10 protein-coding genes are annotated in these 12,161 nt (G+C 61.1%); 6 read left to right on the forward strand and 4 right to left on the reverse strand.

Annotation, left to right across the window (positions count from 1 at the left end; translation table 11 throughout):
• Positions 1 to 29: 29 nt before the first annotated feature.
• On the reverse strand, positions 30 to 2,264 hold the full coding sequence (locus HYPMC_RS20865; protein ID WP_013950111.1) for a primosomal protein N': 2,235 nt from the start codon (positions 2,262 to 2,264) through the stop codon (positions 30 to 32).
• A gap of 107 nt (positions 2,265 to 2,371) precedes the next feature.
• Between HYPMC_RS20865 and fsa the strand changes: the two genes are divergently transcribed.
• The 6 genes from fsa (at position 2,372) to HYPMC_RS20895 (ending at position 7,701) form a co-directional block, all read left to right on the forward strand.
• Positions 2,372 to 3,028: a fructose-6-phosphate aldolase gene (gene fsa, locus HYPMC_RS20870; protein WP_013950112.1), complete on the forward strand. Its 657-nt coding sequence runs from the start codon at positions 2,372 to 2,374 to the stop codon at positions 3,026 to 3,028.
• Positions 3,029 to 3,043: 15 nt separating this feature from the next.
• Entirely contained in the window at positions 3,044 to 4,468 is a 1,425-nt protein-coding gene (locus tag HYPMC_RS20875) for an FAD-binding oxidoreductase (protein WP_013950113.1), read from the forward strand.
• A 63-nt stretch (positions 4,469 to 4,531) separates the two neighbouring features.
• On the forward strand, positions 4,532 to 5,506 hold the full coding sequence (locus tag HYPMC_RS20880; RefSeq protein WP_024274952.1) for a tyrosine recombinase XerC: 975 nt from the start codon (positions 4,532 to 4,534) through the stop codon (positions 5,504 to 5,506).
• 31 nt (positions 5,507 to 5,537) lie between these two features.
• A complete protein-coding gene (locus HYPMC_RS20885; protein WP_013950115.1) occupies positions 5,538 to 6,566 on the forward strand; it encodes a TraB/GumN family protein in 1,029 nt (342 codons plus the stop codon).
• 3 nt (positions 6,567 to 6,569) lie between these two features.
• Positions 6,570 to 6,977: a DUF6559 family protein gene (locus HYPMC_RS20890; protein WP_013950116.1), complete on the forward strand. Its 408-nt coding sequence runs from the start codon at positions 6,570 to 6,572 to the stop codon at positions 6,975 to 6,977.
• A gap of 166 nt (positions 6,978 to 7,143) precedes the next feature.
• The gene (locus HYPMC_RS20895) at positions 7,144 to 7,701 is read left to right on the forward strand and encodes a DUF4142 domain-containing protein (RefSeq protein WP_013950117.1); all 558 of its coding nucleotides are present in this window, start codon (positions 7,144 to 7,146) and stop codon (positions 7,699 to 7,701) included.
• A gap of 878 nt (positions 7,702 to 8,579) precedes the next feature.
• On the opposite strand, the gene HYPMC_RS20900 is transcribed toward HYPMC_RS20895, so the two are convergent.
• The 3 genes from HYPMC_RS20900 to odhB all read right to left on the reverse strand — a co-directional run bounded on the left by HYPMC_RS20900 (position 8,580) and on the right by odhB (position 12,050).
• On the reverse strand, positions 8,580 to 9,044 hold the full coding sequence (locus HYPMC_RS20900) for a YaiI/YqxD family protein (RefSeq protein WP_013950120.1): 465 nt from the start codon (positions 9,042 to 9,044) through the stop codon (positions 8,580 to 8,582).
• A gap of 144 nt (positions 9,045 to 9,188) precedes the next feature.
• Entirely contained in the window at positions 9,189 to 10,589 is a 1,401-nt protein-coding gene (gene lpdA / locus HYPMC_RS20905; protein ID WP_013950121.1) for a dihydrolipoyl dehydrogenase, read from the reverse strand.
• A gap of 177 nt (positions 10,590 to 10,766) precedes the next feature.
• Positions 10,767 to 12,050 (reverse strand): 2-oxoglutarate dehydrogenase complex dihydrolipoyllysine-residue succinyltransferase, encoded by a 1,284-nt coding sequence (gene odhB / locus HYPMC_RS20910; protein WP_013950123.1) that lies wholly within the window; start codon positions 12,048 to 12,050, stop codon positions 10,767 to 10,769.
• Between the last annotated feature and the right edge of the window lie 111 nt (positions 12,051 to 12,161).

Consider the following 12,161-nt stretch of genomic DNA (forward strand, 5'->3'; position numbering starts at 1 on the left):
GAGCCCGCGGATGCGCACGATTTGCGGCCTCAAAGGAAATTGTAGGGGTCGATATCGACAGTGATGCGGACATCGGATTTCAGTTTTGGAATCGTTCCAGCCCAGGCGCGGAGGTAGCTTTGCAAATCGACGTCGCGCGGGGCTTTGACGAGCAGGCGCCAGCGATAACGACCACGCACGACCGAGATCGGCGCCTCCGACGGGCCCAAAACTGAGATCGCGTCGCTTTGCGGCGCGCGGCGTGTGATGTCACGCGCGACGGTTTCCGTCAGCGCCTTGTCGCGCGATGAAATGATGATCGCAGCCAATCGGCCGTAGGGCGGCAAAAGGCCGGCCTGCCGCGTGCGCACTTCGTAATTCAGGAAGGCGTCGCGGTCACCGGCAACGATCGCCTGCATGACGGGATGTTCGGGTGCATAGGTTTGCACCAAGCCACGACCGACGAAGCTCGTGCGCCCGGCGCGGCCCGTCACCTGATGCAAAAGCTGGAACGTGCGTTCTGCTGCGCGCGGATCGGCGCCATGCGCGAGACCCAAGTCGCCATCGACGACACCGACCAACGCGAGACCCGGAAAGTTGTGGCCCTTGGCAACGATTTGCGTACCGATGATGATGTCGAATTCGCGGGCTTCGATGCTGCGGATGATCTCGCGCATCTCGGTCAGGCCGGGGATCAAATCCGACGAGAGCAGCGCGACGCGTGCATCGGGAAAGCGCTCGGCGACTTCCTCTTGCACGCGCTCCACGCCGGGACCGCAGGCGACGAGCGAACCGGGTGTCGCGCACTTCGGGCACTTCTCGGGCAGCGCGAGCGAGAAGCCGCAATGGTGGCACGTCAGTTTTTTCTTGAAGCGATGCTCGACGAGCCAAGCTGTACATTGCGGACATTCGAGGCGATGGCCGCAGGACCGGCAAAGCGTCAACGGCGCGTAGCCGCGACGATTCAGAAAGAGCAGCGATTGCTGGCCTTTCTCCATCGTCTCGGTGATGCCTTGAACGAGGCGCTGCGACAGCCACTTGCCGGGCTCCAGTTTTTCGGCACGCAAATCGATTGCCGAGACGTCCGGCATGTCGACGCCGGAGAAACGTCCGGGCAATACGGCATGTCGATAGCGGCCGATCAATGCGTTGACGTGGCTTTCGATTGATGGCGTAGCGGAGGCGAGCACAACGGGGAACTTCCCAAGGCTGCCACGTACGACGGCCATGTCGCGGCCCTGGTAGTGCACGCGATCATCTTGCTTGAAGCCCTGGTCATGCTCCTCGTCGACGACGATCAGGCCGAGCTGGCAAAACGGCAGGAAGAGCGCCGACCGGGCGCCGACGACGCAACGCACGTCACCGCGCGCGATGCCCTTCCAGATGCGGCCGCGTTCGGCAGGGCTCAAAGCCGAATGCCATTCGACAGGCCGGACGCCGAAGCGGCGCTCAAACCGATCGAGAAACTGGCTCGTCAGCGCAATTTCAGGGAGTAGGATCAGCGTTTGCTGTCCAGCTTCAAGCACACGGGCCACGGCTTCGAAATAGACTTCCGTCTTGCCCGATCCCGTCACGCCATCGAGCAGCGTGACCGAGAAATTCTGCGCATCGACAGCGCTTTTGAGGGAGTCGACGGCGCGGGTCTGGTCCGCGGTGAAGGTTGCCGTCGCATGCGCTGGATTGGGGCGCGGGAAGACGCGCTCGGGGATGGCGACTTCAACGAGCATGCCGGCCGCCGCGAGGCCGTCGATCACGCCGGTCGAACAGCCCGCGAGTTCGGCGAGATCGGATTTGGCGCGCACGAGGCCGTCGGCGGCCACATCCAGCACGCGGGTTCGGGCCGGCGTTATTTTGGGGGGCGGCGCAGCGCCTTCGACTATCGCGACGCCAAAGCGATGCTTGGGCGGCTCGAATGCGGTATCGGCACTCATCATCATGCGAACGACCATACCGAGCGGCGCCAGCGTGTACCGGGCCACCCATTCCGCGAACCGCATGGAAATTTCGGGGAGGGGAGGGGCATCAATGCCGCTGGTCAGGGCTTTCATCTTCTTGGGATCGACCGGCTTGCCATCGCCGCGCGGGCCATCCCAGACGATGCCGATGCGGGTCTGCGGCCCAAACGGCACGAGCACGAAGGATCCGGGGCCTGCTTCCATGCCTTCCGGCACCAGATAGTCGTAAGTCTGGTCGAGCGCGACCGGCATCAATACCGGCACGCTGCGGGCGCCGGGTGTCGCGCCGTTATCCAGGATTTCAAGCAGGCTATCCAAAGGGGCGTTCAACGGACTAGAAGCTTCCTCCGAGAATCGGTCGTGCTAGGTTTGCCTCTAACTTGGGGCGCACCAAAGGCAGATTCCCAAGACTTAAGGGACGAGGTGAGGAGATTGAAATGAAATTCTTCGTCGATACCGCCGACGTGGCCGAGATCAAGGAGTTGGCGGCGACGGGCCTGCTTGACGGCGTCACGACGAACCCGACCCTCGTTGCAAAAGCGGGCCGCGACTTCAAGGACATCATTCGTGAGATCTGCGCCGTCGTGCCGGGTCCGGTTTCGGCGGAAGTGGCTGCGACCGATTATGCGGGCATGATGCGGGAAGCGGAAGTGCTGCGGAAGATCGCCAAGAACGTGACGATCAAAGTGCCGCTGACGATGGACGGGCTCAAAGCCTGCAAGGCGCTGACGAGCGAGGGCACGATGGTCAACGTGACGCTGTGCTTCTCGGCGAACCAGGCGCTACTGGCGGCGAAGGCCGGTGCGACATTCGTTTCGCCATTTATCGGCCGTCTTGATGATATTGGATTGAACGGCATGGACGTCATTCGCGAGATCCGCACGATCTACGACAACTATCCGGATCTTTCGACGGACATTCTGGCGGCCTCGATCCGCACTGTGAACCACGTCAAAGAAGCAGCCATGATCGGCGCCGATGTCGCCACCATTCCTCCGGCCATTCTGAAGTCGCTCGTGAAGCATCCGCTGACGGATGCTGGCCTTACGGCCTTTGTCAACGACTGGAAGAAGACCGGCCAGACCATCGTGTGAGGCAGGCACGAGCACGTGCACGTAAAAACCTTGTCCGAAAGCTTGATCACGCGTTTCGCGAAAATCGTCGGCGAAACAAACGCACTGACGCGCGCGGAAGATCAAGGCGCATATCTGCACGAATGGCGCGACCGTTATACCGGTTCGACGCCGGTCGTTCTGCGACCGGGCTCGACGGATGAGGTTTCGCGCATTCTGACGCTCGCGCATGCCGAGGATGTCGCGGTCGTGCCGCAAGGCGGTAACACGGGACTCGTCGGCGGACAGATTCCATCAGGCGACGGCAGCGAGATCGTGCTGTCGCTCGCGCGGCTTAAGGGCATTCGCAATGTGGATGCCATTGGCGGGACGATGATCGTCGAAGCCGGCGTGACGCTCACCGAAGCGCAAAATGCTGCCAAAGCCGCGGGCCGGCTCTTTCCTTTAAGTCTCGCGTCCGAAGGCAGCGCACAGATCGGCGGCGTGCTGGCGACCAACGCGGGTGGCACCGCTGTTCTCGCCTATGGCAATGCGCGCAGTCTGGCGCTCGGTCTCGAAGCGGTGCTGGCGGACGGACGCATCTGGCACGGCCTCCGGCGACTTAAAAAAGATAATACCGGTTACGATCTGCGCGATCTCCTGATCGGCTCGGAAGGAACGCTCGGCATCATTACCGCGGCGAGCCTCAAACTATTCCCGATGCCTGCCGAGCGTGAGACAGCCATCGTCGCCTTCGACACACCGGACGCCGCGATGAAACTTTTCCGCCGCGCCGAGTCCGAAGCGGGATCGTCACTGACGGCGTTTGAACTCTGGGCGCATCGGGCCCAGGAGTTCGCGCTTAAATACATGCCGAACGTGCGCGATCCGTTCACCGACGATTATCCGTGGTACGCGCTGATCGAGCTGTCGAATGGCGGCAAGGGCACGCGAATTGCGAACACCATCGAGCCGCTGCTGACGTCGGCGCATGGACAGGGACTCATTCGCGATGCCACCATCGCGCGTTCGCTTCGGCAAGCGGAAGATTTTTGGCGGCTGCGCGAGGCGTTTTCGGAAGCGCAAAAGAGTGCAGGCGGCAGCATCAAGCACGACATCTCGGTGCCTGTGGCGCTCATTCCCGAATTCCTTCAGCGCGCCGCAAAAGTGGTCGATGGCGTTTGTCCGGGAGCGCTCCCTGTCCCGTTCGGACATTTCGGCGACGGCAACCTGCATTACAACGTCACGCAGCCCGAGCACATGGATAAGGCGCAATATCTGGCGCTGTGGGATACCATGTCGGACGCGATCTTCGAACTCGTTACCGAGCTTGGCGGCTCGATCTCGGCGGAGCATGGTATCGGGCAAATGAAGCGCGACGTGCTGAAGCGCTATAAGTCCGAGGTCGAGCTCGACATGATGCGGGCGATCAAAAAGGCCCTCGATCCCAAGGGAATTTTGAACCCCGGCAAGGTGCTCTAAGTAGCTGTTAACGGCTTGTTAACCGAACCTGCGAAGGGTCGTGAGGCTTCTCAAGGTGGGCCGGTGGCACAATCGCTCGACGACATTCTGGCAGGCGACGCGGAGCTGCCGCTCGGTGGCGACCTCAAGCGCGTGGTCGAGGGATGGCTCGATCATATCGTCATCGAGCGGGGGCAGAGCGCGGCGACGCGCGAGGCCTATGCGCGCGACGCCCGGCAGTTTCTTGCCTTCCTCAAATCGTATCTCGGGCATCCGCCGTGTCTCGCCGATCTCGAACGGCTCGACGCGCGAACGCTTCGTGCCTTTCTGGCAAACCGGCGCAAGGCCGGTTTGACATCGCGATCCCTCGCGCGATCGCTGTCGGCGCTGAGGACATTCTTTCGCTGGCTGGAACGCGAAGATACGCTGCAAAACCAGGCTGTTTTGCAAGTCGCAGCGCCAAAAATTCCGCATTCGATTCCGAAGCCGCTGACGGTCGAGGGTGCAGCGTCGCTGATCGAACGGGATGCGAGCGATGAAGAAAAAGAATGGATCGCGGCGCGCGATACGGCTGTGCTGCTGCTGCTCTACGGTGCCGGTTTGCGCATCAGCGAAGCCTTGAGTCTCACGCCGAAGACCGCCCCGATCAATGGCCGCGATATCATGCACATCCGCGGCAAAGGCGGCAAAGAACGGCTCGTCCCAGCACTGGCCGTCGTGTCGGACGCGATCACCACGTACATGGGGCTTTGTCCCTATCCGCTGGAGGCTGATGGCCCGCTGTTTCGGGGGACCAGGGGCGGCCCGTTGTCGCCCCGGCTCATCCAGCTTGCGATGGAAAAACTGCGGCGGACGCTTGGCTTACCGGATACTGCGACGCCGCATGCGCTGCGCCATTCGTTCGCCACGCATTTACTTTCGGCGGGGGCCGATTTACGCCAAATTCAGGAGCTTTTAGGTCACGCCTCACTGTCGACGACGCAAGTCTATACTGAGGTCAATCGAGACCGGCTGCTGGCCGTTTACGACCAAGCCCATCCACGGGCGGCGCGGCGCTGACATCCATCTGCTGTTTCGTTTGCGAGTACCCATGACGTTTTCACGTAACCTGCGTTTCATTGGCCATATCGTCAGTGTGCTGGCATTTCTTTCGCTCGGCCCGCGGATTGCTCTCGCCGACGACGCTCCAGCGCGATGCCAAGGCGCTGACATGCTGGCTGAGATGCAGACCAAGGCTCCCGACATCTACAAAAAAGTGATGGCTGAGAGCGACGCGCTGCCCAACACGCAAGCGATGCTCTGGAAAATAGATAAGCCGGACGTGCCGACCTCCTATCTGTTCGGCACGATGCATCTCAGCGATCCGCGCGTTGCGACGCTGTCGCCAACGGTCAAAGACGACATTGCGCAATCGAAATCGGTTGCGCTCGAAGTGGCCGATCTCTCGGACAAAGCGGTCGCTGCAGCGATGAGCAAGATGGCGGCGCTCATCGTTTATACGAATGGCGCGTCGCTGAAAAAGGATCTCACCGACCAGGAATATAAGGACGTTCAGCAGACCGTGGCGAAAGCCGGCATGCCGGGAGAGCTGGCGGCGTCGATGAAGCCCTGGCTCGTCAGCATGCTGCTTGCCACGTCTGACTGCGAGAGGAAGCAGCTCGCTGCGGGCAAGACCGTGCTCGACCTGCAAGTAGCGGCCGAAGCGCAAAAGCACGGCATCGCCATCACGGGACTTGAGACGATCGAGGATCAGCTCAGCGCGCTTGCCTCCGTTCCCGACGATCAGCAAATCGCGATGCTCAAAGTCGGTTTGAAATATCTCGATCGCGCCGACGACATGACGGAAACGCTGGTGCAGATGTACGTCAAGCGGCAGATCGGTGCCGCAATGCCGTTCCAGTTGGCGCTGGCGGCGCAGAGCGGAATTTCGCCGTCGGTGTTTGACGGCTTCAAGAAATCTCTGCTCGTCGACCGCAACGCGCGGATGCGCGATGCTGCGCTGCCGCTGCTCGATAAGGGTAACGCCTTCATTGCGGTCGGCGCGCTGCATCTGCCGGGGCCGACAGGACTCGTCGCGTTGCTGCGCGAGTCGGGCTACACGGTGACGCCTGTGGAGTGAAATATGTTTCAGTACCTCTTCAGATGGCGACAGCGACGCTTTTTGAGGCCCATTGTCAGTATTTTGCCTGACTTGCTGACGAAGGCGTATGGGCCAGCGGATCACTACTCCCCACAACAGATCAGGAGAGCACTGGAAAAAATTCGAGCGCATCCAGAGCTTCGGCCTTATGCGTTTTCCGCCTATTGCAAAACTGCCGATATTATACCTGATCTCAAGCTGGTCGAACAACAGCGGCTTGCCCACCGCGCTGAAATTGCAGATCTATTCGATATCGCGCGGCACGACTACACAGCCGAAGACATTCGCAAACTCAATAAGCCCTTGAACTGGACGTCAGCCAAGTGGTGGCACAGCGATTGGTCGTATTACCAAGATCACGGAAATGGGCCGGGCCATTCGCCGTTCTAATTTTTGACCTCCGCTAAAAATGAATCGCCCACCTACCAACGTTGCCGATGGCGGGACCCTTCGGGGACGCAGCCTATCGCGCCAGTGCGAACGGACGCATTTTCTACGGAACGAAGCATCGTCGATAAAGTTGCTTGGCTGCCAGCTCGTTAGAGGAGACGCTGCCATGCGCCGGGAACTACTCGCCCTAGGCATTTTCATGCTCACCGCAGCAACAGCAGTTGCTGACACCGTGCCCCAAGCCACGCAAGACTTTATCGACAAGGTCGCGGTGGCCAATAAATTCGAGATCGACACGAGCCAACTTGAGCTCAAATACGGCAAAGCGGCCGACGTCAAAAGCTTTGCCCAGCAGATGATCGACGACCACACGAAGGCCGGACAGGACTTCAAGGCAAGCCTTGCCGAGGCGAAGATCGAAGCGCCGAAAGACGCCCTCGATATTGCGCACACGGCCAAATACGCGAAACTTCGCGTGTTCACGACCGAAAACGGATTTGATGCGGCGTATGTCGACGAACAGCTCTCGGCGCACAAAGATGCGGTTGGCTTGTTCAAAGATTACTCTGCCAACGGTCCGGCCGGTCAGGTGAAGAGCTTTGCCGAAAAGACGCTGCCGACGCTCGAACATCATTTGGCGATGGTCAAGGAGTTACAGGGCAAGATGTCGGGTTCGTCCTCTGCGACCGGCGCATCGCCAGGGACATCGGGCAACGCTAAGTAGAACGCTCCTCCCCGGAAACATACACGCCGTCGGCGGCCGGCTCCGCGTAGCAGAGTCGCCGATGGCCAAAGATAAAGCGAAGGGGCAGATCGGCGACGCCTCGCGTTTTTGTTTGTCTGTTCGGGATGCAGCCTTCGCCGATCCGCGACGTGCAACGAGGGTGGGCCCCCATTTCGAACCGTCGACACCGCCATCCGCCCGCGCATTCCGAGATTTCGAACGGGCGTTGAACCACGGCGCCTCTCAAGGCTACCGCAGCCGGCAGACGACCCCGGTTCCAGCTGATGGGCCCCGGCAGTCCGGCACGCTCCCACCGCCCTCAGGATCCCAGCTCGAGCCTAGAGCCCTTCGCACGCGGCAAGATGAGGCGAGTATGCGGGCAGTTGCGAGAGCGGGGATAAGTTTTTTTGACGGCGATGAAATCGTGCGAATCCGTCGGAAGCTAGCGCGTGACTTTCACGATGCTACGCTGTGTCGGCAATACATCATGGGAATAGAAAGGCCCTCTTTATGCGCACAATTCGCACTGTATGACGACATCTCCTCATAAAGTTCTGACGGGAGTAAACTTAGAGGAGATGAGACCATGACACGAGCTTTTGCCATTACATTTGCAATGATCGCGACCTCGATTGCTGTGGGCACGCCGGCTTTCGCCAGAGCTCACGGCCAAATGTGTAAGGCGACAGGTCTGACCGGTAAGCAGTCGACCTGGCGTTGTAGCGCAAGCCAGAAGTGTTGCTACGTGTTTGTCACGGGCAAGGGGTACTGCGTACCTGCCTCCAAATCATGCCTTCTCACCATGAGCGCTAAATAAGCCAGTGAGTGCATGGCAGCCGCCGACGCACTGCTTCGACGGCTGTTAAATGCGCGCGGCGTTATGATGACGATCGTCGTAATCCTGCCTGGACCGCGTTTTCGAGGGCCTGCAGAAACTGAGAGCGGTCGCGCGGCGTGAAAGATGCGTTGTAGCCGCGGCTTTCGCCGGTTTCGCGCAGGTGGCGCTGCATGTCTCGCATCGCGAGTGCCATGCCGATGTTGGCGTCGCTGAAGGGCTTTCCTGTCGGACCGATACATTGGGCACCGGCTTTCAGGGCACGTGCCGCGAGCGGGATATCCGCCGTCACGACGATGTCGGCGGGCGTGACATGCTCCGCAATCCAATCATCGGCGGCGTCCGCGCCGTCACCGACGATGACGCGCTTGATGAGGGGACTTTCCTCCAGCCGCATCCAGCTGTTCGAGACCATGTGGACGACAAGATCGTGCCGGATGGCGACGCGGAGAACTTCCGCCTTCACCGGACACGCATCCGCGTCGACATAGATTTCCATGGGTCGCATCACTTCCGGGCAAATCAAGCGCTTTTATAACGCTTCGTCATGTCGACGAAGGTCGGCACCCAGTCAATTATCACCATTTCGCATGCCGAGGTTCGACTGGATCCCGGCCTTCGCCGGGATGACGGGGGTGTGGCGGTAGCGGCGTCAGAAATGAATCGCGCGCTTGGCGACGGCAAGGGCGGCTTCTTTCATCGCTTCGGAGAAAGTCGGATGCGCGTGGCAAGTGCGCGCCAGATCTTCGGCCGAGCCTGAGAATTCCATCAGCACGCATGCTTCGGCGATCAATTCGCCTGCGACGGCGCCGATGATGTGGACGCCGAGCACGCGATCGGTCGTCGCATCCGCCAGGATTTTCACGAAGCCCGCCGTCTGATTGATCGCCTTGGCGCGGCCGTTGGCGGTGAACGGAAACTTGCCAACGTTGTAGGCGATGCCCGCGGCCTTCAGTTCTTCTTCCGTCTTGCCGACGCTCGCGACCTCCGGACTTGTATAGATGACGCTCGGGATCACGTCGTAGTTCACGTGCCCCGCCTGACCGGCAATGATCTCGGCGACGGCGACGCCTTCGTCCTCCGCCTTGTGAGCGAGCATCGGTCCGGCGATCACGTCACCGATGGCAAAAACGCCGGTGACGTTGGTCTGATAGTGGCCATCGACGAGCACGCGTTTTTTGGCGTCCAGCGCGATGCCGGCTTCGGCGAGGCCCAGCCCCTCGGTGTAGGGCACGCGGCCAACGGCAACGAGAACGGCGTCGGCATCGACCGTTTCGGCAACGCCGCCCGCCGCCGGTTCGACCTTGGCGACAACGCCGGTGTCGGATGTTTCGACGCCCGCAACCTTGCTCGACAGGCGGAATGCGATGCCCTGCTTTTCGAGAATACGCTGGAACGACTTTGCGACCTCGGCGTCCATGCCGGGCAGAATGCGCGGCAGATATTCGATGACGAGAACTTCCGAGCCGAGACGACGCCAGACAGAGCCCAGCTCAAGTCCGATGACGCCCGCGCCGACGACGAGCAGCTTTTTCGGCACGGTCTCGAAGTCGAGCGCTCCGGTTGACGAGACGACGCGCTTCTCGTCGATCTCGATGCCCGGCAGGCGGGTCACGTCGGAGCCCGTCGCGATGACGATCGATTTTGTTTCAAGCGTCTGCGTGTCACCGCCGGGTGAGGTAACTGCGACCTGACCGGACTTCACGATGCGGCCGGTGCCGAAGTGATGATCGATCTTGTTCTTTTTCAAAAGGTAGGCGACGCCGTCTGTGTTGCCTTTGACGCCTTCGCGCTTGAACGCCTGCATCTTGGCGAGATCGAGCGCGGGATCGGTGCCGATGCCCATCGACGCGAATTCGTGCTTGGCCTCGTCATAGCAATGTGACGCGTGAAGCATCGACTTCGACGGGATGCAGCCGATGTTGAGGCAGGTGCCGCCAAAGGTTGCGCGCTTCTCGACGACGGCGACTTTCATTCCGAGCTGGGCGGCGCGGATGGCGCACACGTAACCGCCGGGGCCAGTGCCGATAACAATCAGATCATATGCGGCCATTTCAGTCGCCTTTGGTTTCCGGCGACGAAGCGCCTATGTTTGATGTTGCCAATCTGAGGCGGGATGAAGTCTTGGCGAAGTCGATGCTGTCACGGACGGGCGTCCGGGCAAAGTTCAATCATCGGCGTGATTGCTTCGCCTCAGACCTATTCCCTCCCCTAGCGGGAAGGGAACAAATTAAAGCTCCAGGATGAAGCGCTGCGGATCTTCCAGGCATTCCTTGACGCGGACGAGGAAGGTGACGGCCTCCTTGCCGTCGACGATGCGGTGATCGTAGGAGAGCGCGAGGTACATCATCGGACGGGCGACGATCTGGCCTTTCTTGACAACGGGGCGTTCCTCGATGCGGTGCATGCCGAGGATGCCGGACTGCGGCGCATTCAGAATCGGCGTCGACATCAGAGAGCCGTAGACGCCGCCGTTCGAGATCGTGAATGTGCCGCCCTGCATGTCTTCGATCGAGAGGCGGCCATCGCGGGCGCGTTTGCCGAACTCGTTGATCTGCTGCTCGATGCCCGCGAGGCTGAGGCGGTCGGCGTCGCGCACGACCGGGACGACGAGGCCCTTCTCGGTGCCGACGGCGACGCCGATGTGATAGTAATTCTTGTAGATCAGTTCATCGCCGTCGATTTCGGCATTGACGGCTGGCACATCGCGCAGCGCCTGGATGCAGGCCTTCACGAACAGGCCCATGAAACCGAGCTTCACGCCGTAGCGCTTCTCGAAAATATCTTTGTATTGCGAGCGGAGCGCCATCACCGCGCTCATATCGACGTCGTTGAACGTCGTCAGCATGGCGGCGGTGTTCTGCGCGTCCTTCAGGCGCCGCGCGATGGTCTGGCGCAGTCTCGTCATCTTCACGCGCTCTTCGCGGGCGACGTCGTTGCCCGGCGAGGGCAGGCGCGTTTCCTGCGGGACGGCTTTCAAGGCGGGAGCGGTCGGGATCGCGACGACGTTCGTTGCCGGAGCGGATTCATGCACCGGCGGCGGGGCGGCGGGACGCGCCGATGACGCGACCGCTGCCAAGACGTCTTCCTTCAGCACCTGGCCGCGGCGGCCGGAGCCTTGAATGTCGGATGCTTCGAGACCTGCTTCGGTCAGGGCCTTCTGGGCTGCAGGCGGTGGCGGCGGAGGGGCTTGAGCCGCGGCAGGAGCCGGCGCTGGTTGAGGCGGCGGAGGCGGAGCGGCTTTGGCTTCGCTCTTGGCTGGTGCCGCCGCGGCGCCGCCTTCGTTTAAGGCGGCGAGCAGGGCGCCGACTTCAACGGTCGAACCCGATTGCACCAGAATTTCGCCGAGAACGCCGCTGGCGGGTGCCGGAACTTCGACGGTTACCTTGTCGGTTTCCAGCTCGACAAGCGGCTCGTCCGCGTTGACTGCATCGCCGGAGTTCTTGAACCACTTGCCTACAGTCGCTTCCGTGACGCTCTCACCGAGCGTGGGAACGCGGATCTCGATCGACATTCTTAGCCTCTTCTTGTTTGCGCCTGGCGACTCTCCTTCGTCGAGCCGGCCGCCATGCGCGGTGTACTTTTTGTTGCGATCGGCGACTCCGCTTCGCGGAGCCGGCCGCCG

The sequence above is a fragment of the Hyphomicrobium sp. MC1 genome (assembly GCF_000253295.1).
In the GTDB taxonomy this organism is placed as follows: domain Bacteria; phylum Pseudomonadota; class Alphaproteobacteria; order Rhizobiales; family Hyphomicrobiaceae; genus Hyphomicrobium_B.